This window comes from Acinetobacter sp. YH12231 (genome assembly GCF_013417755.1).
GTDB lineage: Bacteria > Pseudomonadota > Gammaproteobacteria > Pseudomonadales > Moraxellaceae > Acinetobacter > Acinetobacter amyesii.
On sequence record NZ_VPDJ01000017.1, the window covers coordinates 21,810 to 45,565 of the forward strand.

General features: G+C 40.2%; 25 protein-coding genes and 2 tRNA genes. 22 read left to right on the forward strand and 5 right to left on the reverse strand.

Going from position 1 to position 23,756, the window contains the following annotated elements; all coding sequences use genetic code 11:
- Positions 1–124 precede the first annotated feature (124 nt).
- Complete coding sequence (locus FTV11_RS11410; RefSeq protein WP_168378952.1) at positions 125–319, reverse strand: sulfurtransferase TusA family protein; 195 nt, start codon at positions 317–319, stop codon at positions 125–127.
- 415 nt (positions 320–734) lie between these two features.
- Between FTV11_RS11410 and FTV11_RS11415 the strand changes: the two genes are divergently transcribed.
- Both FTV11_RS11415 and rhlB read left to right on the forward strand, forming a co-directional pair.
- On the forward strand, positions 735–947 hold the full coding sequence (locus tag FTV11_RS11415; RefSeq protein ID WP_005014923.1) for a cold-shock protein: 213 nt from the start codon (positions 735–737) through the stop codon (positions 945–947).
- A gap of 99 nt (positions 948–1,046) precedes the next feature.
- Positions 1,047–2,198: an ATP-dependent RNA helicase RhlB gene (rhlB, locus tag FTV11_RS11420; RefSeq protein WP_180074018.1), complete on the forward strand. Its 1,152-nt coding sequence runs from the start codon at positions 1,047–1,049 to the stop codon at positions 2,196–2,198.
- A 128-nt stretch (positions 2,199–2,326) separates the two neighbouring features.
- On the opposite strand, the gene FTV11_RS11425 is transcribed toward rhlB, so the two are convergent.
- Positions 2,327–2,716 (reverse strand): hypothetical protein, encoded by a 390-nt coding sequence (locus tag FTV11_RS11425; RefSeq protein WP_078188876.1) that lies wholly within the window; start codon positions 2,714–2,716, stop codon positions 2,327–2,329.
- 212 nt (positions 2,717–2,928) lie between these two features.
- On the opposite strand from FTV11_RS11425, the gene FTV11_RS11430 reads away from it, so the two are divergent.
- The 14 genes from FTV11_RS11430 to FTV11_RS11495 all read left to right on the forward strand — a co-directional run bounded on the left by FTV11_RS11430 (position 2,929) and on the right by FTV11_RS11495 (position 16,484).
- Positions 2,929–3,519, forward strand: a complete 591-nt coding sequence (locus tag FTV11_RS11430; RefSeq protein ID WP_171525909.1) for a nitroreductase family protein — start codon at positions 2,929–2,931, stop codon at positions 3,517–3,519.
- A gap of 60 nt (positions 3,520–3,579) precedes the next feature.
- Complete coding sequence (locus tag FTV11_RS11435) at positions 3,580–4,653, forward strand: NAD(P)H-dependent glycerol-3-phosphate dehydrogenase (RefSeq protein WP_180074019.1); 1,074 nt, start codon at positions 3,580–3,582, stop codon at positions 4,651–4,653.
- A 79-nt stretch (positions 4,654–4,732) separates the two neighbouring features.
- Positions 4,733–5,188 carry a histidine phosphatase family protein gene (locus FTV11_RS11440; RefSeq protein WP_078193626.1) on the forward strand — a complete coding sequence of 152 codons (456 nt, stop codon included), beginning with the start codon at positions 4,733–4,735 and terminating at the stop codon, positions 5,186–5,188.
- Positions 5,189–5,215: 27 nt separating this feature from the next.
- Positions 5,216–6,355, forward strand: coding sequence for a type II secretion system protein GspL (gene gspL, locus FTV11_RS11445; RefSeq protein ID WP_180074020.1), 1,140 nt, complete (start codon positions 5,216–5,218; stop codon positions 6,353–6,355).
- Complete coding sequence (gspM, locus tag FTV11_RS11450) at positions 6,355–6,834, forward strand: type II secretion system protein GspM (protein WP_168378926.1); 480 nt, start codon at positions 6,355–6,357, stop codon at positions 6,832–6,834. The genes gspL and gspM overlap by 1 nt, the downstream gene beginning before the upstream one ends.
- Positions 6,835–6,924: 90 nt before the next feature.
- Positions 6,925–7,926, forward strand: a complete 1,002-nt coding sequence (locus FTV11_RS11455) for a quinone-dependent dihydroorotate dehydrogenase (protein WP_180074021.1) — start codon at positions 6,925–6,927, stop codon at positions 7,924–7,926.
- Between the two features lie 5 nt (positions 7,927–7,931).
- On the forward strand, positions 7,932–8,519 hold the full coding sequence (locus FTV11_RS11460; protein WP_078188866.1) for a CvpA family protein: 588 nt from the start codon (positions 7,932–7,934) through the stop codon (positions 8,517–8,519).
- Positions 8,520–8,543: 24 nt separating this feature from the next.
- Positions 8,544–10,082: an amidophosphoribosyltransferase gene (gene purF, locus FTV11_RS11465; RefSeq protein WP_180063110.1), complete on the forward strand. Its 1,539-nt coding sequence runs from the start codon at positions 8,544–8,546 to the stop codon at positions 10,080–10,082.
- A gap of 91 nt (positions 10,083–10,173) precedes the next feature.
- Complete coding sequence (locus tag FTV11_RS11470) at positions 10,174–12,063, forward strand: M48 family metalloprotease (RefSeq protein ID WP_180074022.1); 1,890 nt, start codon at positions 10,174–10,176, stop codon at positions 12,061–12,063.
- Positions 12,064–12,234: 171 nt separating this feature from the next.
- Positions 12,235–12,882 (forward strand): hypothetical protein, encoded by a 648-nt coding sequence (locus FTV11_RS11475; RefSeq protein ID WP_180074023.1) that lies wholly within the window; start codon positions 12,235–12,237, stop codon positions 12,880–12,882.
- 20 nt (positions 12,883–12,902) lie between these two features.
- Positions 12,903–13,874, forward strand: a complete 972-nt coding sequence (locus tag FTV11_RS11480; protein ID WP_180074024.1) for a D-glycerate dehydrogenase — start codon at positions 12,903–12,905, stop codon at positions 13,872–13,874.
- Between the two features lie 85 nt (positions 13,875–13,959).
- Positions 13,960–15,399 carry a M48 family metalloprotease gene (locus FTV11_RS11485; protein WP_180074025.1) on the forward strand — a complete coding sequence of 480 codons (1,440 nt, stop codon included), beginning with the start codon at positions 13,960–13,962 and terminating at the stop codon, positions 15,397–15,399.
- A 121-nt stretch (positions 15,400–15,520) separates the two neighbouring features.
- Positions 15,521–15,880, forward strand: coding sequence for a hypothetical protein (locus tag FTV11_RS11490; protein WP_111885700.1), 360 nt, complete (start codon positions 15,521–15,523; stop codon positions 15,878–15,880).
- Between the two features lie 46 nt (positions 15,881–15,926).
- The gene (locus FTV11_RS11495; protein WP_180007304.1) at positions 15,927–16,484 is read left to right on the forward strand and encodes a GNAT family N-acetyltransferase; all 558 of its coding nucleotides are present in this window, start codon (positions 15,927–15,929) and stop codon (positions 16,482–16,484) included.
- A 103-nt stretch (positions 16,485–16,587) separates the two neighbouring features.
- Here the strand turns inward: FTV11_RS11495 and FTV11_RS11500 are convergent, their stop codons facing one another.
- Both FTV11_RS11500 and rpsU read right to left on the reverse strand, forming a co-directional pair.
- Positions 16,588–17,034, reverse strand: a complete 447-nt coding sequence (locus FTV11_RS11500) for a GatB/YqeY domain-containing protein (RefSeq protein WP_078193617.1) — start codon at positions 17,032–17,034, stop codon at positions 16,588–16,590.
- 39 nt (positions 17,035–17,073) lie between these two features.
- Positions 17,074–17,289, reverse strand: a complete 216-nt coding sequence (gene rpsU / locus FTV11_RS11505) for a 30S ribosomal protein S21 (protein ID WP_001136722.1) — start codon at positions 17,287–17,289, stop codon at positions 17,074–17,076.
- A 146-nt stretch (positions 17,290–17,435) separates the two neighbouring features.
- Between rpsU and tsaD the strand changes: the two genes are divergently transcribed.
- Both tsaD and FTV11_RS11515 read left to right on the forward strand, forming a co-directional pair.
- Complete coding sequence (gene tsaD / locus FTV11_RS11510) at positions 17,436–18,452, forward strand: tRNA (adenosine(37)-N6)-threonylcarbamoyltransferase complex transferase subunit TsaD (protein WP_180007303.1); 1,017 nt, start codon at positions 17,436–17,438, stop codon at positions 18,450–18,452.
- 126 nt (positions 18,453–18,578) lie between these two features.
- Positions 18,579–19,910 (forward strand): esterase-like activity of phytase family protein, encoded by a 1,332-nt coding sequence (locus FTV11_RS11515; RefSeq protein WP_180074026.1) that lies wholly within the window; start codon positions 18,579–18,581, stop codon positions 19,908–19,910.
- Positions 19,911–20,063: 153 nt separating this feature from the next.
- Here FTV11_RS11515 and FTV11_RS11520 read toward each other — a convergent pair whose 3' ends face one another.
- A complete protein-coding gene (locus tag FTV11_RS11520) occupies positions 20,064–20,942 on the reverse strand; it encodes an ATP-binding protein (RefSeq protein WP_180074027.1) in 879 nt (292 codons plus the stop codon).
- Between the two features lie 189 nt (positions 20,943–21,131).
- Between FTV11_RS11520 and FTV11_RS11525 the strand changes: the two genes are divergently transcribed.
- From FTV11_RS11525 to FTV11_RS11540, 4 genes are all read left to right on the forward strand, one after another.
- Positions 21,132–22,643, forward strand: a complete 1,512-nt coding sequence (locus tag FTV11_RS11525) for a DUF3336 domain-containing protein (protein ID WP_180074028.1) — start codon at positions 21,132–21,134, stop codon at positions 22,641–22,643.
- Positions 22,621–23,445, forward strand: coding sequence for a protein kinase (locus FTV11_RS11530; RefSeq protein WP_180074029.1), 825 nt, complete (start codon positions 22,621–22,623; stop codon positions 23,443–23,445). Before FTV11_RS11525 ends, FTV11_RS11530 begins: the two co-directional genes overlap by 23 nt.
- Before the next feature lie 107 nt (positions 23,446–23,552).
- Positions 23,553–23,637, forward strand: a tRNA-Leu gene (locus FTV11_RS11535).
- A 37-nt stretch (positions 23,638–23,674) separates the two neighbouring features.
- Positions 23,675–23,748, forward strand: a tRNA-Trp gene (locus FTV11_RS11540).
- Positions 23,749–23,756: the final 8 nt, after the last annotated feature.

The window sequence follows — 23,756 nt, forward strand, 5'->3', positions numbered from 1 at the left end:
AAAATGGGTAAGCCCAATAACTAAGATTCATCTTAATCCAATATTTCCGTAAATTATGGAAAATTGGGTATAGAAATGTAAACTTTTATTCAATTATGAAGCAATTTAGTTTAACTGAATCTTTTTAAGATTCAATTAAGTAATGAAACTCAGAATCTGAAATTTTGCGCATTTCACAGTTTAACTGATGTATTTGACAGTATCGTGATACATCTTGTTGGCTGTGCGGATCCGATGACATTAACAATAAAGATTGGTCTGGACTTTTCTTTAAAGCTTTTTTGAGCATCAATAGTGGCATCGGGCAGGGTTTACCCATTGCATCTACAGTTAAAAGCGAATTTTGGCTGTCACTCACGAAGCAGATCCAACATGTTTACATTTCAATGGAAATATTAGCAAATACAGTGCCAAATCCCAACCTAAAATAGGTAAAAATCCTCTGTAATTTATAACTCAAACGATGTGAAAAAATAAGAATATTCAAAAGGAAAATAGATCAAAAAAATCTATTAATTGCGGTAAACCCGTGTTAAGCTCGTTGCGTTGTTAAGATTTTTGTTGGCTGTGAAGCCTCTTAACTCTTGATATATTTGGATGTAACCGGGATTTTGTTGATAGTTTTACAGAATGATTACAAGCTTAGAAATAAAAATATTTTTTTTAACCTTGTTTGGTCTGCTGTTTGCAACACCGGGTGGTCCTTCTTTTTTAAATACGATAAGGATTAACTTATGACAGCTCGTGAACAAGGCGTTGTTAAATGGTTCAACGACACTAAAGGCTTTGGCTTTATTCAACGTAACGGCGGCGACGACGTATTCGTTCATTTCCGCGCAATTATGGGCGAAGGCCACCGTTCACTTCGTGACGGCCAACGCGTAGAATTCAGCGTTGTTAAAGGTCAAAAAGGCTTCCAAGCTGAAGAAGTACAACCTTTAGACTAATCGTCTGAATGTACTCAAAAACGCTCCAATGTAAATTGGGGCGTTTTTTGTTTATAATGCTTCAGCAATTTTGTGATTATTCAATTAGGGCACATCTATATGTCATCAGGTTTTGAAACCTTAAATTTACATCCGAACCTTAAAAAAGCCATTGATGCTTTGGGTTTTAAGGATATGACGCCTATTCAGCAAAAGGTTTTAAAATTTACATTGGCTGGACATGACGCTATTGGCCGTGCTCAAACTGGTACAGGGAAGACAGCTGCTTTCTTGGTCAGCGTGATAAATGATCTGTTGAATAATCCAATTAAAGAACAACGCTTCCGCGGTGAGCCGCGTGCATTGATTCTTGCACCAACCCGTGAGCTTGCATTGCAAATTGAAAGTGATGCCAATGAATTAGTGAAATACACTGATCTTAATGTCATGACTTTATTGGGTGGAGTAGATTTTGATAAACAAAAAAATCTATTAAACCGTAATTTTGTCGACATTATGGTTGCAACTCCAGGTCGCTTAATTGACTTTGTGGAACAAAAAGAAGTTTGGCTCGATCAAATTGAATTCTTAGTGATTGATGAAGCTGACCGTCTTTTAGATATGGGCTTTATTCCTTCAGTGAAACGTATTGTGCGTTTTTCACCACGGAAAGAACAACGCCAAACGCTAATGTTCTCTGCAACATTTAGTTATGACGTTTTAAATTTGGCACAGCAATGGTTGTTTGAACCAGTAACTGTTGAAATTGAACCTGAGAAAAAAACCAATGCAGACGTTGAGCAACGTGTCTACATGGTGGCGAAGTCTGATAAATATAAATTATTGGAAGACATCTTACGTGATGAACCAATTGAAAAGGTCATGATCTTTGCCAATCGTCGTGATCAAGTGCGTAAACTTTATGATCATCTCAAAAAAGACGGTTATAAAGTGGTGATGTTGTCAGGTGAAATCGCTCAAGATAAACGTTTGAAAATGCTTGATCAGTTCAAAAATGGTCAACATAACATCATGATTGCAACAGACGTTGCGGGTCGTGGTATCCATGTCGATGGCGTTTCTCATGTAGTGAACTTCACACTTCCTGAACAGTCTGATGATTATGTACACCGTATCGGTCGTACAGGTCGTGCGGGTACTCGTGGTGTCAGTATTAGTTTCTTGTCTGAAGATGATGCTTTTTCATTACCTGAAATTGAAAAAGCCATTGGTCAAAAATTACCTTTAACCCGTTTAGACGGTTATTGCTAATTTTTGTTTCTAAAAAAGCCTGCATTTTTGCAGGCTTTTTTATTACATGTCGACTATTTCATAACAATTATTTCATAACGACAATTTCATTTTGAGTTAATGGTAAAACGAAATCCCAGACTAACGTTTTAGTTTGCACGGCAACTAAAGGTTAGTACGGTTTGGTAATCATCATCTTTGCTGATGCTGCCGCTATTTCCTGTAATGGTGCCAAGTACGCCAGCCGCCGCCTGAATCATTTGACCTGTCTTTTCATCGACCACGCCTTTTAAAACTCCGTTGTATTCTTGCTTTTCATCCACCACGACAGGGGTCGCATTTTTACCACAGGTACTATTTGCAGCTGCAATTGCATTATTTTTTGCCGCTAAACTGGTTTTACCTACGGCAGTCACTTCATATTGATTATTTGGTTTTTGAATCGCTAAAGATTTTGTTGGCGTAGATGTACATGCAGCTAAAAGCACAGTTGCGCTTAGCGTGCTAACAATGGCAACAGTTTTGTTGAATTTTTTCATGCGGTGCCCCGAGTTAGAAACAATTTGATTTATTTGAACATAAAATTTCTTATAGAACAGGGAACTGCTGTACAAGTTATGCGGTTTTTTTATAGTAAATCTGTGAATAAAGCTGACTTAACAAATAAGCACCGAGTCTGATGTAAACATTCTAGAGTAAGTTATTGAGAATATGCTAATCTTGAGCAAACGTTTTAAAGTACAGTGTATAGATGTCAATTCTAAAATCAGCAGTTGATACAGTTCATCAAAATATTCATCAGCGTCAGTCGATTGGTCATTTAATTGAACCTGCGCCGAATGCTGAGCAATTGGAAAATGCGTTTCAAGCCGCTTTAACGGCGCCAGATCATCATCGTCTTAAGCCTACGCGTTTCGTGATTATTCCTGAAACTGAACGTGAAGCATTTGGTGAGTTGCTTTCACATGCTTTAGCCGATACTGGACAAACAGAAGAAGCGCAGTTGGAACGTGTGAAACACCATCCATTTCGTGCGCCACTATTGGTTTTGGCTTTAACTCAATTACAAGATCATCCCAAAGTTCCGCATTTCGAACAAATTTTAAGTTCAGGCGCAGCAGTACAAAACTTTTTGCTCTCTTTACAAGCACAGGGCTTTTCAACCATGTGGCGTAGTGGGGCGGTGGTTGAATCTAAATTGTTTAAACAAGCCTTAGGCTTAACGGAAAACGATTTGATTTCAGGCATTATTTATATCGGTACAGCTGTGAAAGCAATTCCACCTCGTGCTGAAATACAGTCTGCTGATTTTGTAAGCCATTGGCATAAAGCAAACCAATAAAAGTGAAAAATAGATCGATTGATGAAGTTCGATCAGTAAAGAAATTAGGATAAAAGAACAATGTCAGAACTTGATTTTGCAAGTCTTGTTAGCCCTGTGTCAGTTGACCAAAAAACTGCACTACGTGTTACGGTGTTGGGTGGTGGGAGTTTTGGTACTGCGATGGCTAATACTGCAGTACGTAATGGCTGTGACACCATGATATGGATTCGTGATGAGGCGGTAGCTGCGGACATCAATGCAACACATATCAATAAACGTTACTTGCCAGATTTTCAATTAGAAGCCGGTTTGCTCGCTGTTTCAGATTTAGAAAAAGCAGTATGTAATCGTGACATTATTTTAGTGGCTATTCCGAGCCATTCTTTCCGTAGTGTTTTACAGCAGATCAAACCTTTTATCACTTCACAAGCAGTGGTGTCTTTAACCAAAGGTATTGAAGCCAATACCTTTAGCTTTATGAGCGATATTATTCGTGAAGAACTTCCTGAAGTCCCTTATGGTGTGCTTTCAGGGCCAAACTTGGCGAAGGAAATTGTTGCAGGACAACCAGCAGGAACAGTGATCGCAAGCCAATCTGAACTGGTTCGTTATGCGGTTCAACAAGCGCTGCACAGTGCATTATTCCGTGTATTTGCAAGTGATGATGTGCATGGCGTGGAATTGGGCGGTGCACTGAAAAATATCTATGCAGTCGCGATGGGTCTAGCTGCAGCTTATGGTGTCGGTGAAAATACCAAGAGTATGATTTTGACACGTGCTTTGGCAGAAATGAGCCGCTTTGCAGTGAAATTGGGTGCAAACCCATTAACCTTCTTAGGGCTGTCTGGGGTAGGTGACTTATTTGCAACCTGTAGTAGTCCACTCAGCCGCAATTACCAAGTTGGCTTTGCACTCGGTAGTGGTAAAAGCTTAGAACAAGCCACCAAAGAACTAGGACAAACTGCGGAAGGGATTAATACCATTGTGCAAGTACGCGCACGCTCTGAAGAGCTCGGTGTATATATGCCAATTACCAGTGCATTGTATGAAGTGATTTTTGAAGGTGCGCCGACCCTGAACATTGCATTGTCACTGATGAAAAATGGACATCGCAGTGACGTTGAATTTGTCTTGCCACATCAGCAAGTTTAAGTTTGCTGATTAATATGCAATACACATAGCTTTGTCATACTGGCTGTATATAATGTGCGGAATAGAATAAGGAAATTTTATGCAACTGACATTGGTTAGGCATGGCGAAGCTGCTCCGCCAGTAATGGGGAATGATGAAAAGCGTCCTTTAACAGCGCGCGGACAAACTCAAGCGGCAGAAACTGCAGCATATTTGAAAGATATAATTCAACCAGACGTTTTTGTGGTGAGTCCGCTACTGCGTGCGCAGCAAACACTTTCATCTTTGCAAAAACATTTTCCACATGTGCCTGTGGTTATTTGTAATGCCATCAAACCGGAAGATGATGCCAAAGTTGCAGTGGAATGGTTGTCACATTTACCGTATGAGTCTATTGTGGTGGTGTGCCATATGAACGTTGTGGCACATATGGCCAGTGTTTTGGTCTCAGAATATTTTAATCCCTATGCTTTGGCAGAAGCGCGCATTTATGAACAAGCGGTCATTGCTCCAGGGTTATCAACACAAATTAAAACGTTTATACCATCAACATAAAAACCAATTAAAACGGCAGAAAAATTAATGTTGTATTTATGGATGCCCGAAGCCAATGGGGTTTGGCAATGGTCAGAAGGGGATTTCTGGAAGCAGTCATCGACACTTGAACAATTGATTCAGGAAATTCAGCCGCATGCGGGAAAGGAAGCGGTTGTTTTCTTTCCAAGTCGTGATGTACAAATCATTCAGCAAATTTTTCCAAAAAACCAATATAAAAAACTTGGCCCAGACGGCGTAAAATATTTACTTGAGGAATATGTCATTTTGCCTTTGGATGCAATGAAAGTATTGCATCATTTTCAAAGTCCGGATGAATTAACGGTCATGGGGATTGCGCATAGTACAGTCGAAACGATGCAGCATGCTTTGACGCTAATTCCTGTAAAAGTCATTTCGTTATTACCTGACTTTTTGGTCTTGCCAAGCCCAGAAGCTGGGCAACATGTTTTGGCAAATGTCAGCGGTCATTTATTGGTCCGAAATGGTGAATATGTCGGGCAATCCGTTGATGATTTGGCTTTGTACTTAGATTATCAAATTGGTCAGCCGAACTATAAGATTTCAAATCTAAGTTCAGATCAGACGCATAGTCTTGAAGCCGCTGTAACGCATGATCACATTGAATCTTTTCATTATGAATTACCCAATATAAAAAAACCGAAACAACATCCACTGAATGTTTTGCCGAAAGCCAAAACCAATACGGGTGTAAGCGGTTATTGGAAAGCTTGTGCAGCTGTTTTGGTTGCGGCTCTAATTACTCAGTTTAGTTATGATGCAGTTCGCTGGTATCAATACAAAAAAGTGGCCAATATCACTGCGGCACAAGCGATTGATCAGTTTAAATATTGGTTTGGTCAAAGCTATCCTGTGACCGAACAAACGCTGAAAAGCCAGTTCGAATCACAATTGCGTCAGAGTCAAACGGGCAATGCACAGGCTTTGTCTTTACTGAGCCGTGTCGGGCTAGTTTTAATGCAAAACCAAATTTCTGCAAATCGTGTGAGCTATGAAGCCTCGATGCTGAATATGGAGTTAAAAGCTAATTCGGCAGAAGTACTACAAACCCTAACTGATCAATTAAAACAACAAGGTTTTAAAGTCGAATTAGGGAATATTCAACCAAGTGCCAACGGCGCGATTGGATTGGTGAAAATACAATAATGATAAAAATGGAAAACCTACAGCAACGTATAGATGGGCAAATTGAGCGCATCACTGATTATTTAGACCAACTTTCTACTCGTGAACGAGTCATGGTGATCTTTACCACAATTTTTGTTGTAGTGGCAGCGATTGGTTCGGCACTGTTTTATATGAACAAAGCTGCAAATTTTCAACAAAAGCGCGTGAATGAACTCAAAGATACTGTTGTTTGGATGCAAAGTAATGCCGTCACGATGAAACCAGCAGGTGATACACAACTGAGCGCGTTGGAAAAAGTTCAGCGTGTATCGCAACAACAGGGCTTGTCAGTAGCATCTCAACAAGTCGGCGAGCAAATACAGATTGCTGTGATGCATGAAAATTATGCAATTCTGGCCAATTTTTTGACGCAATTGGTTCAAATGGGTTTAAGTATTGAAAAGATGGAATTAAGTTCTGAAGCGGGACAGGTCAAATTAACAGCGAGTGTACAATAATCGGTAAAAATAAAGATCTGCTAAGCATGGTGTTTTATTTGTGCTGTGCCTATAATATGCCGACTTAAAAAGCAGTAGACTTTTATAGATATGTTGTATTCTCTAGCCCGCCCTTTGTTGTTTACTTTAGCACCAGAGCGTGCACATGAGCTGACATTATCGCTGTTGAAATCTTCCCACAAGATGGGAATGATGCGTCAAAACGTGGCGTCTAAACCAGTGACATGTATGGGAATCGAATTTCCGAATCCAGTTGGTTTAGCAGCCGGTCTTGATAAAAACGGTGCTTATATCGATGCGCTGGCGAGCCAGGGCTTCGGCTTTATTGAAATTGGTACAATTACACCACTTCCACAATCAGGAAACCCTGAACCTCGTTTATTTCGTTTACCGAAAGCAAAAGCCATTATTAACCGTATGGGTTTTAACAACGATGGCGTGGATCAATTGATCGAAAATGTCAAAGCTGCAAAATTTAAGGGTGTACTTGGGATCAATATCGGTAAAAATGCAGTCACACCTGTTGAAAAAGCAGTTGACGATTATCTGATTTGTCTAGAAAAAGTTTATAACTACGCTTCTTATATTACCGTTAATATTTCATCTCCTAACACAAAAAATCTTCGCAGCTTACAAAGCGGTGATGCTTTGACTGAACTGTTAGAGACGCTCAAGAAACGTCAACTCGAGTTGGCGGATGAAAATCAACATTATGTACCCTTAGTACTTAAAGTTGCACCAGATCTAGAACCAGAAGACATTAATTTTATTGCACAACAATTGTTAAAATTTAAAATTGATGGTCTGATTGTCACCAATACGACTTTGTCACGTGAAGGTGTTGAAGGCCTTCCATTTGGTGATGAAGCTGGTGGTCTATCCGGCGCGCCAGTCTTTGAGAAAAGTACGGCATGTTTGGCGGCTTTTGCTAAAGTATTAAACGGTCAAATTCCATTGATCGGTGTGGGTGGTATTTTGTCGGGCGCGGATGCTGTTGCGAAACAAAAAGCAGGAGCAAGCCTTGTACAAGTGTATAGTGGCCTCATATATACAGGTCCGACACTTGTAAAAGACTGCATAGACGCATTGTAAATATCATGAATACCATTGATATCTTTATACTGATTATTTTGCTCATTGGAGGGCTTAACGGTTTGCGTCAAGGATTTGTAAAAGCCTTTGCGAACTTCATTGGATGGATTCTTGCACTTGTCATTGCGGCAAAGTATGCAACCGTCCTTGCACCTTCGATGACATCTTTAAGTACAGATCCAGTGGTACAGAAGATTGCCGCGTTCGCATTTATTGTATTGTTGATTGTAGTCATGACTTGGGTCGCGACATGGTTATTGAACAGTATTTTGAAAACATTAAAGCTCGGTCCGTTAAATCGACTGGCAGGTGGTGTTTTTGGAAGCTTAAAAGGATTGTTGGTGGTGCTGATCACTATGCAGGGGCTAGGTCCTTGGGTAGAAAGTTCACCACATTGGAAACAATCTAAAATGGTTCAGTCATTATTGCCATATGCGCCTTGGGCAACCGAATTGTCCAAAGATGCTGCAAATCAAGCACTTCATCATATTCAGTCTGAAGATGCTCAGAAATCTTCAGACCTCCCATCTGAGTCGCAGAACAAGCACGGACGTTCTGGATCGGGTGAGTCAACAAATAATCCTTTTTATTAACCCTAGCTTGTCTGCGAGGTTGCTATGTGTGGAGTAGTTGGTATAGCTGGTAAATCACCTGTTAACCAAATGTTGTTTGATGCGTTAACGATGTTACAACATCGTGGACAGGATGCAGCCGGGATCGTAACTTGTCAGGATGGTCGTTTATTCCTGCGTAAAGATACGGGTATGGTACGTGATGTGTTCCACACACGTCATATGCGTGCATTACAGGGTAATTATGGTATTGGCCATGTTCGTTACCCAACTGCGGGTTCTTCTAGCAGTGCTGAAGCTCAGCCATTCTATGTAAACTCACCTTATGGCATTACGCTTGCACATAACGGTAACTTAACCAATGCTGCTGAAATTCATGATGACTTGTTCAAGACTGACTTACGTCATATGAACACCGATTCAGACTCAGAAGTATTATTAAACGTATTTGCTCACGAATTGCAAAAACGCGCAAAACTTACACCAAGCGCTGAAGATGTATTCCACGTGGTTTCACGTGTGCATGAACGTTGCAAAGGTGGTTATGCGGTTGTTGCTATGATCACCGGTCAGGGCCTTGTTGGTTTCCGTGATCCAAATGGTATTCGCCCATTGATCTACGGTTCGCGTGAGACTGAAAATGGTATGGAATATATCATTGCGTCTGAATCTGTCGCAATTACAGCGCTCGGCTTTAAGGTTGAGCGTGATATTGCACCGGGTGAAGCAATTTATATTACTGCTGATGGCGTGATGTCGACCAAGCAGTGTGCAGCAGCCCCTGAATATCGTCCTTGTATCTTTGAATACGTATATTTTGCGCGTCCAGATGCAACCATTGACGGTATTTCAGTTTACAAAGCACGTTTGAAAATGGGCGAAAAACTTGCTCAGAAAATTCTACGTGAATGGGGTGATGAGCACGATATCGATGTCGTGATCCCAATTCCTGATACTTCACGTACTTCTGCGCTCGAGCTTGCAAATACCTTAGGTGTGAAATTCCGTGAAGGCTTCATGAAGAACCGTTATATCGGTCGTACCTTCATTATGCCGGGTCAGCAACTTCGTAAGAAATCTGTGCGTCAAAAGCTCAACCCAGTAGAGCTAGAGTTCCAAGGCAAAAACGTACTATTGGTCGATGACTCGATTGTTCGTGGTACGACTTGTAATGAAATCATTCAAATGGCGCGTGATGCAGGTGCGAAAAAAGTATTCTTTGCGTCTGCTGCACCGATGGTGAAATATCCAAACGTGTACGGTATCGATATGCCAGCCAAATCTGAACTGATTGCGTCAGAACGTAGCGTTGAAGAAATCCGTGAAATCATTGGTGCTGATCGCCTGATTTTCCAAGACTTGGAAGATTTGAAATCTGCAGTACGCACCAAGAAAGTCCCTGAGTTGCAAGACTTTGATTGCTCGGTATTTGATGGTAAATATGTGGCAGGCGGTATTGATGCTGAATATTTGGCAGCATTAGAGCGTAAGCGTAATGACTCAGCAAAAAATGAAAAGCCAGCTTATATCGATGTTAACATTGATGCAGCTTCTGTGGATTTAACAGGTGTTCGCGAAGAATAATCTGCTGAAAACACACTGAAAAAGCGGGAATTTCCCGCTTTTTTCATTTATGATGAGCAAACAAAAGACAATGTAGCTTAAGGGTATTACATTGAGACGTGTGGGTTATGATTTTATAAAAAACAAAAATATGTTTTGGCCTGTCACCATGTGTATGGCGGCAGTGTTTTTGACCGTCGCAATTATTAATGTAATTGTCGGTTTAATTGTGGGTTATTATGATTCCACTCAGTCTATCTATTGGCATGTGCTTAGCCCATTTTTAGTGGCTGCTGTGCTGCTGATTATGTTGGTTTCAGTTCTCTATGATTTTTACACCTTTCGCTTAGGCGGCTATTCACTTGCAAAACAGTTAGGTGCGCGACGTCTGAGTCTCATTGAAAGTATTCCTGAAGAAAGTGTTGCACTGCGTATGACGGAGCAACTGGCAGATACCTTTCTAATCGATACTCCTGCACTTTATGTCTTACCTGATGAAGTGGGTGTGAATGCGCTCACCGCTGGTTTTAGCCCTCGAGATACATCGATCATTTTAACCTGGGGTGCCTTACAAACCCTAGATGAGATGGAAATGTATGGTTTGCTGAGCCATGAATTTAATAAGATCTTGTCGGGGGAAGCTGCTGAAAATACCCGTTTGAAAATCTTATATAGCGGTTTGACGACCTTTAGTCAGTGGGGCAGTAAAATTGCAAAACGTGGTTTCTATAAAAATGGACAAGCACGGGACAATAAGTTTGAAACGCTCTTTGTAGCGATTGGCGCGGTCATTTGGTTGATCGGAAGCTTGGGTGTTTTGATTTCCCGCTTTATTAAATATATCTCTTTGGGTTCTCGAACCTATCGTAATGACCAGAAAACCAAACGTCTGATTCAAAATGATGCCAATATTCAAACCTTATTAAGGATTTATGTGCATCATTCAGGTTCGCAAATTCATAGTGAATATGCGGAATCGATTTCTCATATGTGTTTTGCAAACTCACTCAGTCCGCAAAACTGGATGAATATTCATCCGAGTATTGAACAGCGCATTTTTGAATTAAATCCAGCGCTCATTCATGATTTACAACTAGAAAATTTAAAAAAACTGCGAAACCAACCGCTATTTTATTTATTCCGTTCACTGGAAGAAGCTAATCCAGATGTTGCAACACCATGGAATTCGCCACAACCATTGCCTTTACTGCGCTTATCACCGATTAGTTTTGCGATAAGAGATGCAATTAAACCGTTGAACCCCGAGATTCGTGAAAATTGGCAGAGACCTGAATTAATCCAACGTGCCTTACAAACAGCAACGGGTTCGCGTGAGGTCATGGTTGCGATTTTAATGATTCGTCAGTACCGAGAGTTTATTCCGACTGAAGCTGAGGTGAGTCGTGCGATTGTAGATGCCTTATTGAATCTTGATGGTCGTGTGCATATCTCAATTTTTCATGAAGCATGTAAAAATATTGGCACCATGCCTGCGACGATTTCTCGGCAGTTCTTAACCAAGCTGGCCAAGATTATTCAAGAAGATGGTGAAATTGGTCTACTCGATGCCTTGCTACTTGAAACAGTGAAATATGAGTTAAATCTTTTGCCTGCACATACACCTACATCATTAGAAGATGTAAAACCGAGTATTGTGCGTTTGATTGATGCCTTGTTGCATGTGCAACAAATTAACAGTGATAACCAGCTCGAAGTACGTGAAAAAATCCTCAATCGAATCTTAACGAAAGAAGAACTAGAGTTTTATCGTGATATTTCTGATGAGCCAATAGACTTGGCTGAAATCCTAAATGATATTTCAGGATTGTTGCTGCGTGAGCGTTTAAGCATCCTTGGGGTTGCAGAAGTATGTCTATGGAATGATCGAATTATCACGCAAGATGAGTTGGATGTTTTGCAGTTGCTATATTGGCGTATTGGATTTGAATCGGCTGAAATGGTTGAATTAATGCAAAAGAAAAATAGTTTAATGATCGTATAATTGTTTATAGCTGCTTGATTTATGAATAGATTGTGGGGGGAATCAAAAGTAGCTTGAGCGATTCTACTAAATCATTAAAGAAATAGAGTGGTCTAATTGCTTTATAAAAGTTCAGCAAAAAAGTGTGAATCCCGTTAGAATATCAAGCCTTGAATAGGTGAAAATGAAAGCATGATTGGGCATCAGCGAAGCATAATGGCGGCAATGGGAATTGATGTATGGATTCCTCAGGCGGCACCGCGTCAGCAATTTAGCTCAAATATTTGGCGAGATCAGGCGGCTCCTGAAATAGTCTCTGAAATCCTACTCAAAAATGCGCCTCAGCCAACGCCTGTTCCATCACAGACTGAGCTTAAAAAGAACGTTGATGTTGTTATAAATCAACCTGTAGAAGCACCTAAAGATGAACCTAAGGGTGTTGAGCCTGTTGAAGTTCGTCCGATTGTTCAAATCCCTTCGTTTAACTTAGAAGCCATCTGTTTAATGCACTGTGTCATTGTCATTAATGCCACAGAATTAACTGCAGAGCAGCAAGTTTTGTGGAGCAATATTCAGCGCGCAGCCAGTGCAGATTTCTTTGCTTTACAGTGGCCGTTTGGTTGGGTGAATTTGCAAGATGGTCGTGGTGCAGCATCTTATGTGCAGGGCTTTATCGATGCGATGAGCTTGGATAAAAATGTTATTTGCTTAGGCGATATTCCGCATTTAGAGCATGCGAAGGTGTATCCACTGGCATCTTTACAGCAAATGATTGAACAGCCTTTATTGAAAAAACGCCTATGGCAATTTATGCAAAACAAGGCAGGACAAAATACTTAAATTACGTAAATGGAAAATTTATGCAAAAAAAAGTAGTGGTTTTTAGTCAAATAGAGCAAGAAATAATTCAACGTTTAGAACAGCAATTTAAAGTTTTCCAAATTAGCCCTAAATTGGGCGATGTGAATCAGCAAATTCTTGAGCATTCAAAAGATGCTGACGCCATGATCGGTGCGGGACGTTTGTTGAATGCTTCGAATTTAGCGCATACGTCACAATTAAAAGTCATCTCAAGTGTAAGTGTCGGTTATGACAACTATGATTTAGCATTTTTAAATCAAAAAAATATTTGGTTGAGCCATACTCCGCATGTATTGACGGAAACTACAGCAGATTTAGCATTTACTTTGTTGATGAGTGCAGCACGTAAAGTGCCTGTATTGGATCAATGGACCAAACAAGGGCAGTGGAAGCGTACAGTGGGTCCTGAGCAATTTGGTATGGATGTCTTTGCTAAAACTATTGGTATTATTGGCTTAGGACATATTGGCGCAGCGATTGGGCGTCGTGCTCGCTACGGCTTTAATATGAATGTACTCTATCATAATCGCCGAGAAAAAATTGAATTGGCTGAATCGTTATCAGCGCAATATTGTGATTTGGATGATTTGTTGCAACGTGCTGACTTTGTGGTCGTTGCAGTGGATTTAAATGCAGAATCGAAAGCTTTAATTGGTGAACGTGAGTTGGCCTTGATGCAATCGCATGCGGTATTGGTCAATATTTCACGCGGTTCAGTGATTGATGAAGCCGCTTTAATCGATGCATTAAGTCGTGGTCAAATTTTTGCAGCAGGCTTAGATGTTTATGAGCAAGAGCCACTTCAAGAATCGCCATTATTTACATTAGCCAATGTCGTGACATTACCCCATGTGGGTTCAGCAACAGCGGCAACTCGTAAACGTATGGCGGAATTGGCTTATCAAAATCTAGTGGATGTTTTGGTACATGAGCGCGCGCCACGCTATGTGGTCAATCCAAAATTTGAATAAACAATCACAACAGTTTTCTCCATAATTCACCAAAATTCAATGCTATATTCGATGAAGTACGAATATGAAATTTAGAGAATAGACTTTGAAAAAGATTTTACTGGCATGTGGTCTCGGGCTTTGTTCGACATTGGCGCAGACGCAGTCCGTAGATTTTAGTTCATCCCCACAATTTTCTGTGCCTGAAATAGGTAGTGGCGTCGGCTTGTTGGATCAACAAAAAGAGCGTGCCATTGGCGAGAAGGTGTATCGTGAGGTGCATCGTCAACTTCCTGTGACTGAAAATCCGTGGATGGAAGATCGTCTTTTATCTGTCTTTACGCATATTTTGAGCCAAACCCAACTCAACCAACCGGTCGGTTTGTTATTAATTAATGATCCACAAATTAACGCTTTTGCTGTGCCGGGAGGTTTATTTGCATTAAATGCTGGATTAATTAATTCAGCTCGCAACATGGATGAAGTGGCAGGGGTGATGGCGCATGAAATTGCACATGTCTCACAACGTCATTACAGTCGTTCACAAGAAGCTTTTAAAGGGCAAGGTTTATTGTCACTAGCCGGTATTTTGGTCGGAGCCTTGGTGGCCTCACAGGCAGATGGTGATGTCGGTGCGGCTGTAATGATGGGTTCACAAGCCGCTTTGATGGATAAACAGCTAACCTATAGCCGCAATCAAGAACGTGAAGCAGACCGCATCGGGATGCAGTATATGTACCGTGCAGGATACAATCCGCAAAGCATGGCTGACTTTTTTGAAGTGATGCATCGCTCTACGAGTCGAGTGAGCTTTCTGCCTGATTTTTGGTTGACACATCCTTTAACCACGGAACGTATGAGCGAGGCGCGCTTACGTGCCAATCAGTTGCCTCAAGTTAAAACTAGTTTGGTTGATCAAGATTTTGAAATTCTGCGCTGGTATAGTCGAGTACTCTCAGGTCAGGCAACTGAATTGCAATTAAATACAATGGTGGCACAAAAGAATTATGCAGCTGAGTTGGCTTTGGTGAGCTTGCATATTAAACAAGGTGACTTTAGTGCTGCTCAAAAGTTATTAAATGAAGCAGCAAAACAAAATGCATCGCATGCACTTTTTACTATTTTGCAGACCGATGTGCTGTTGGGCCAAAATAAAGCAGCCGATGCCGTGAACGCTGTGAAAAGTTCGGCAATCATCATGCCTGAAAATCGTGCATTAAATTATAAATATGCAGAGGCTTTGATTCGAAACAAAGAATATGCGCAAGCACAACTGATTCTACAGCGATTTTTACAAGCGAACCCACGTGACTTGAGTGGTTGGCGACTGATGTTGCAAATGGCTGATGCAGACAAAGACGCAAGCTTCCGTTCTATTAATGTGCTGCGCTATCGAGCTGAAGTAGAGTATTGGGGCGGGGATGAAGAACGTGCGATTAAATCTTTGCTACAGGCGCAGCGCATCACCAAAGACTCGAAAAGTCTTTCTGCAAAAATCAAGCAGCGTGTAGACGAAATGCAAAATGAACGGAAATTAAAAATATAAAGATTTCAACTGTGATGCACTTATCTATGTCGATTATAAAGTGCAAATTGTAGTTTTAGTGGCTTAGATTAATCAGTGTAAACTAGCTGGATGTAAAAAGTTTATGATTAAGAACTTACAAATGAAAAATATGATTTTGGCGGCCTGTCTGTTGGGCTTAGCAACGAATATTGCAGCAGCTAGCGCAGAACAATATGTGATTGCTGTGAATGATATTAACGAAAAATATAAAACTGATGTACGCCAATTTTTTAGTCAGTTAGACCCGCAGCAACAGGGATTTAAAGCAGACCAGCAAGTGAAATACTGCGGTATTGTTCAGACTTATGTGAATGATCTTTATCGTGCTGCAGACGAAAATCGTGCATTTTTAGATCGTGAGTACCGTAATATGAATAAGCAGGATGTGATTCAGCAGGTGATCGCATCAAAAGAGATGCAATTATTAAAAAAATATAATGTGCAGTGTGCCCTAAATTAAAATTGGTTTTACAAACATTTTAAATCATTGCGAGAAACTGAAAAAAATGAAACTCGATGATTTTGATATAAGTCATGGCAGAATCACGCTTCAGTTGATTCAGCGTCACGATGCAAAAGCACTTTATGAAGCGATCTGTCAAAGTATAGAGACCTTACGAATGTTTCCTGCAAGTTTGGCTTGGTCCTTACAAGAACCTAATTTAGATGCTTCATTGGCATTTTGTGATTCGAGAGTGTTGGCTGCGTTAAATCAGGAAAATTTTGTTTATGTGATTCGTGAGCAACAGTCGCATAACTTTCTAGGTGTCATGGATATTCATCAAATCAATTGGATGGAAAACCAAGCTAACGTTGGGTTTTGGGGAAATGTTGAATTTAAAGGGCAGGGTTTGATGACAGAAGCTTTGCAGTTATTTGTGGATCAATTATTGAATGATCTAGGATTTCAGCAATTAAACGCTTTTGTAGATGTAGAAAACAAGCAAGCACGACGTCTATGTGAACGAGCAAATTTTAAATTGATTGAAATCGAACAAGCTGCAATTCAAAATCCAGTAGATGGAAGTTGGCGAGATATTTGTAAGTATGAAATCGTTAGATAAGAAAGAAAATTATAAATGATGAATAAATTTGAATTTGGATAATTTGGCTATTTAAGTCATCAGCGTACTTAAATAGACCAAATCAAACAATATAGATGAAAGATTAAGAGAGTTTCGCTTTAATTTTAGCTGAAACTTGTGCAGGATCGGCACGTCCGGCTATGAGCGGACGTAGAGAGTTCATCACCTTACCCATATCTTTCATGCTAGTAGCTTCTTGCGCAGTAATTGTTTGCGCAATGATGGAATCAAGTTCTTCCTCAGTCATAGCTTCTGGTAGAAATTGAGATAACACCTCAATCTCGGCTTGTTCCTTACTAGCTAAATCATCTCGATTTGCACCTAAAAAGGCTTTAACCGATTCTTTGCGTTGTTTGATTTGCTTTTCAATGACCGCAAGAACTTGCTTATCGTCAAGCTCTATGCGCTCATCGACTTCGATTTGCTTGATTGCTGCCTGTAGACTACGTATTACCGTTAACTTGTCCATTTCTTTAGCACGCATAGCGGCTTTTAAAACTTCAGTTATTTGGTTTTTTAAAGTAGTCATTTATCTTGTCCAGGTTAGTCAATCAATCACAAATTAATCTTAGTAAAGGCGAGTAGTACGTACTGATTCGCGAGCCAATTTCTTTTGGTAGCGTTTAACAGCAGCAGCTTTTTTACGTTTACGTTCTTGAGTTGGTTTTTCGTAGAATTCACGTTTACGAACGTCAGCAAGAACACCCGCTTTTTCGCATGAACGTTTGAAACGACGGATAGCTACGTCTACTGGTTCGCCTTCTTTCAATTTAACTTGTGGCATGAAGAATCCTCATTAAGTTATGGATAAGATCTCGGGTCGAATTACCCTTGATCACAAGTGAAGGTCAGTATTTTACTCATTTACATCTCATATCACAAGTCTATAATAGGTTTCGCAATATTTTGAAATGGGCAAAAGGCAGTTTAATGATCGTTTTAGGCTTGGAAACTTCGTGTGATGAAACAGGACTCGCACTCTACGATAGTGAGCAAGGATTACGCGGACAAGTATTGTATAGCCAAATCAAACTGCATGCAGAATATGGTGGTGTGGTACCTGAATTAGCTTCACGTGACCATGTGCGTAAGTTAATTCCGTTATTAAAACAACTGCTTGAAGAAAGTAAAGTTGATAAATCAGAAATTGATGCCATTGCATATACTCGCGGGCCGGGCTTGATGGGTGCATTAATGACAGGCGCATTGTTTGGTCGTACGTTGGCATTTGCACTGAATAAACCTGCAATTGGTGTACATCATATGGAAGGTCATATGTTGGCGCCGCTGTTGTCTAAAACTCCACCAGAATTTCCATTTGTGGCACTTTTAGTCTCTGGGGGACATACTCAATTGATGGCTGCTTATGGAATTGGTCAATATGAATTATTGGGTGAGTCGATTGATGATGCAGCAGGTGAGGCATTCGATAAAGTCGCTAAAATGATGGGTCTACCATACCCAGGTGGTCCAAATATTTCGAAATTGGCGATCAATGGCGACATCAATGCCTTTGAATTTCCACGTCCAATGCTACACCAAGGTTTAGATTTTTCATTTAGTGGTTTAAAAACTGCCGTTTCAGTTCAATTGAAAAAAGTTGAAGGCGAAGGTCGTGAGGCGGATATCGCTGCATCTTTCCAAGAAGCGTTGGTTGATACATTGGTGAAAAAATCAGTCAAAGCCTTAAAACAAACTGGTTTAAAACGTTTAGTTATTGCCGGTGGTGTAAGTGCAAACAAGTGTTTACGTGAGCGCTTAGAAGCTGATTTGGCAAAAATCCGTGCAAATGTGTTTTATGCAGAACCTGCACTGTGTACAGATAATGGCGCAATGATTGCATTTGCTGGTTATCAGCGTCTTAAAGCGGGCCAGCATGATGGTTTGTCTGTTACGACTACACCGCGTTGGCCGATGACGGAATTAGGTAATCCAAACGAAGCGTAAAAATCGTTTAAAAAGGAGGCTAAATTAGCCTCTTTTTTTTATTGTGTGTTTCAAAAAAGAGACTGTGGTTTTAGAACAATATTGTGGATATGATGGCTCAATAAATAATTAAAGCCATGTGAAATAATGACAAAAAATAATGAAGCTTTGGATCAATCAAAACCAAATCAAAGTCATATTGACCTAAAGAAATTTTATAAAGGTGTTTCTTTACCCTATGAAACTTTGGATATCCACAATATTCCAGATGGGGCAAAACAAGACCATTTTATTGAAATTCATTGTGGAGGTTTTGGGTCGGAAATTTTCTCACATCCCACTCAAAAATATCAATTTTATGCTCTTACGGATCGAGGTCCAAATACAACCTATGATGTGAATGGAGATAAAGGCAAGATATTCTTAGATCCAAGCTATACGCCAAAAATCAGACTTTTTGAATTGCAGCTCGATGGATCGATTAAAAAATTGAAAGAAATATTACTCAAAGATCCAACTGGGAGACCTATAACAGGTTTGCCAAATCAGCATTTCGGTGCAACAAAAGAAGTGGCTTATGATCAAAATGGTGTGGTTTTAGCAATTGGCACAGATGAATATGGCTTAGATTCTGAGGGTTTGGTTGCATTAAAAGATGGCACATTTTGGGTGAGTGATGAATATGGGCCTCATCTCGTTCATTTTAATAGCGAAGGCGTGGAAATAGACCGTATTAATGCATACAAACAAGATGAGCGTTGCAAGTCGGGTTATTTTCTTCCAAATGCATTTGCCAACCGTAAGCAAAATCGAGGGATGGAAGGTCTGACGATTACACCAGATCAAAAAAAATTGGTCGGCATCATGCAGTCGACGATGAGTAATCCAGATTCATCAGTCACAACGTCGGACTTGGTTCGTATTGTGGTGGTCAATTTAGACGATGGCTCAACTGAACAATATCTATATCGGCAAGAACTTAAGTCAAACTCAAATACAGCCATTGTCGCGCTGAGTGAAACATGTTTTTTAGTGGCTGAACGTGATGATGATTTTTATAAAGATAATCCAAACGCTTTTAAACGAATCTATAAAATATATCTCGATGCGGCGACAAACCTAGAAAAAGTTCAACTAAGTGATCATTTTCAGCAAAATGAATCTTTAGGATTGCTCATTGATGGGCAAACACCTGAACAATATGTGCTTAATGAGGGGTGGGAGGCGCTAAAAAAATTAAATATTTTGCCTGTGGCAAAGAGCTTAGTTGTCGATTTAGTCGAAACTTTACATTATCCACACGATAAAGTTGAAGGCTTGTGGGTGATTGATGAACAGCATTTGGCAATTATAAATGATGATGATTATGGTTTTACAGAAACGGATGGGATCTTGGAGCAAAAATACCTTGATGCGGAGAAAAGTGTGATTGATTGCAATACCTTATATGTGATTGGTCAACTCAATTTAGCGCCATAAGTGGTGTGTTCTTAATGATTTTCAAGAAATTGGTTCAATTAAGAGTTTATTAGCATTTAAAAGCAGCCAACGAGGATGTGGCTGCTTTTAGCTGAAATTGTCTGACTGGCTTTGCAGAACTTATATTTTCAGATCATAAAAATATTGTAGACGTTATTTTTCCAAAGCCTTTAGATTTTCAGACCCAATCCAATGCTTTGAAAACTGATAAGCAGCACGCCCTGAACGTTGCCCACGACCTTGACACCAACGCAGTGCTTCAGCACGAGCTTCATCTGTCCATGGCATTGCAGCTTTAGCCAAATAATGTTCAACAATTTCTAAATATAAATTTTGATCCATTGGGTAAAACGACAGCCACATCCCAAAGCGGTCAGAAAGAGATATTTTTTCTTCAATCGCTTCTTGTGGATGGAGTTCAGTATATTGAGGAACATCTACCTTGGTTACAGGTGTATTTTCATGCATGAATTCAGGTAATAAATGGCGACGGTTGCTGGTAGCATAAATAATAAAATTACTTGAACCTGATTGTAATGAACCGTCCAAAACACTTTTTAAACTGCGATAGTTTTCATCTTCAGCATTAAATGCCAAATCATCACAATACACGATAAATTTTTCAGGCCGATTTTCAATTAACTTTTGAATTTCTGGCAAATCAGATAAATCATCACGCTCAATTTCAATTAAACGTAAACCTTGGTCTGCATAATGGGTGAGCAGAGCACGGACGATGGATGATTTACCTGTACCACGAGAGCCAGTGAGTAAAACATCATTGGCAGGTAAGCCTTTTAAAAACTGTAAAGTGTTTTGAATCACTTTTTCTTTTTGACGTTCAATCCCTTTTAAGTCTTCTAAATACATGACTTTGGGCTGTTGAATGGCTTTAAGCTGTTTATCTTGCCATTTAAACGCGATACTCGAAAAATCGGGTGCTTGTTTAAGCTCAGGCAAACTGTGCTGTAGTTGTAAGAGTACAGTAGATAGCGATTGAAGGATGTTGTCAGGTAAATCAATTGTAGCCATGATAAGTCAGCTTGTCGTGTCTTGTTGTTGGTTAGTATATGACAGCAGTGTACATCAATAATGCAGTTATAATCGCTGAAATATGTCAAAGTTAAATGATTGTTCTGGCAGATCTACGCTATTCGAACAACCCAAAAGTTGTTATAAATCTAGCCGAGTGAACAGTTTAAAATGTGCTGAGGGATAGTCATGTTGTTTACAGAGTTTTCAAAAAGTATTAATCCACATCAGGCATATCGGATCAAAAAATTAAAGCGTCAGCTCGACCGTGCTGAATGTTATGAAGAATGGAAGGATATCGCACTAAAAATAGATGAAGAATCGGGTGCGCAAGAATGGAAATTCGATAATAGTTCACCGTATTTTGATGCAGAAATTATTACTCATCGTTTAGGGTTACTGAGACGATATCGTGCTCAGAAACGTACCCGAGATTTGATGTACATTTTAAGTGAAGGTTTAACTTATGATGTGGGCAATATTGCTCATCCTTTACTGTTTACAGAAGCCTACGTCGGCACCAAAAAAATTATTGAAGACTATGTTGATGAGGTGAGTCAAAGTTTGGCTTTTATCGCATCCGACGAATGCGTTTGTCTCAATGCTGTACAAAAAATTGAATTTTTTGAACAAAGCAAAAAAGCGTATGGTCAACCTGTTTTGATGTTTTCAGGCGGTTCAACTTTAGGTTTGTTTCATACCGGTGTGTGTAAAGCACTGATGGAACAAGATTTGATGCCAAAAGTTCTGTCAGGTTCCAGTGCTGGCGCAATTATGACCGGGATGTTGGGTGTATCTAAACCGTCAGAATTTACCAATTTATTAAATGGACAAAACTTCTTTAGTGAGGCATTTCACTTTCGTAAATTGACTGAGTTAGTGCAGGGTAATGGCGGTTTGGCAGATGTAAAATATCTGAAAAAGTTTTTGGTTGAAAACTTAGGTGACTTAACTTTTGCCGAAGCATATAAGCAATCAGGTCTGCATATCAATGTGGCAGTTGCGCCTTATGATGCATCACAAGATGCACGAATTATGAATGCGTATACATCACCAGATTTGTTGGTGTGGAGTGCAGTGTTGGCATCTTGTGCAGTGCCCATTCTATTTCCACCGGTACGACTGACCAGTAAGCGTTATGACGGGCAATTTACGCCATATATGTCGGCAACGCGTTGGGTGGATGGCAGTGTGCGCAGTGATTTCCCACGGGAGAAAATGGCGCGTTTGTATAATATTAATTACAGTATCGCTAGTCAGGTCAATCCGCATATTGTGCCGTTTATGCAGGATGATGCTTCACGCTTTCGTAAAAGCATGTTGAGTTGGCCTGAGCGGATCGTTCGTCGTCAAGGTAAGGTGATTAGTAAAGGGGTGATGGATTTTGCCCGTGAGCGAGCAGGAAGTATTCCACCGGTAAGACGGTTGCTTGATCATGGTTATGGCGTGGTGGATCAGCGTTACTATGGTGATGTCAATATTGTGGGGAAATATGGCTTAAGACACTATAGTTATATGTTGCAAAATCCTCGACCCTACCTGTTTAAAGTATTGCAGCGTGAAGGTGAAAGAGCCACTTGGCCGAAGATTTCATTAATCGAAACGCAAGCTCGCATCGGTAAGACCATTCAGCATTGTTTGGAATTATTAAATTATCAAAATGCACCCAATCAACGCCATGCAGAATTTATTGCGGTTTAAATCCACAGATTTAACGCAAATCATTTATGAGCCAAAAACCAAATCCAAAAGTTTGGTTTTTGGCCGTCGTCTATATCAATTTCAATTCAATCAACAACTTTATTGGCTCAAGGCGCAAGTCAGTAACGGCAGCCTTGAACATGCAGCTAGTTTTGGTCATGAAATTGAGCTGTATAAACTATTCAGTCAAGCGTCTAGACAAAACAGCATCACGTTACCTTTTCAAGTGATAAAAGAGAAGCATCTCAGTATTCAGCAAGAGCCTATTGATCACTTATTAATACTGCCCAATGCTGAGCCTTGGTTCTTACAGCCTGTATCGAATTTGAGCATTGAGCAGGTGAGGCAAGTGCTATGGCAAGCAATCGATGTGGTTGAACGATTAAGCTTGCACGGTTGGATACATGCAGATTTAAAACAAGAGCATTTTGTGAATTGGCAAGGGCAGTGCAGACTCATCGACTTTGAGCAAGCGCTCCCGTTGGCTGTTGACCAGCAAAATGCCTTAACTGCGACACCACGTTATATGGCTCCAGAACTTTTCCATGGACAAGCAAAATCTTTGCACAGTGATATCTATGCGCTGGGGATTATTTTCTTGGAATGGCTGACATCACAGCGTTTAGAGGCGAAAAACTATCAAGATTGGGCCTATTTACATTGCCAACGCTTAAAGCTTGATCTGCCAATGCAATATCAAGGGTTTAGTCAGCTATTGCAACACATGTTGATGAAGCAAAAAAATGACAGATTGGTGGATTTTTATCGCTTAAAAAGCGACTTAGTTGCTGAATTTGCTTAAGAAAAATACAAAAAAAGCACTATTGTTTTTTATTTAAACAAACAAGATGCTTTTTTATAAAAAAGGCTTGTCATGTAGGGGTGATCTCTATAATATACACAGCCATCGGGGACGTGGCGAAATTGGTAGACGCACTGGATTTAGGTTCCAGCGCCGCGAGGTGTGAGAGTTCGAGTCTCTCCGTCCCCACCACTGAATTACTAAACATGAGTTTGGTAATGAAGGTCACAGAGGATTGGTGTAATGGTAGCATGACGGTCTCCAAAACCGTTCGTCAAGGTTCGAATCCTTGATCCTCTGCCAAGTTTTAA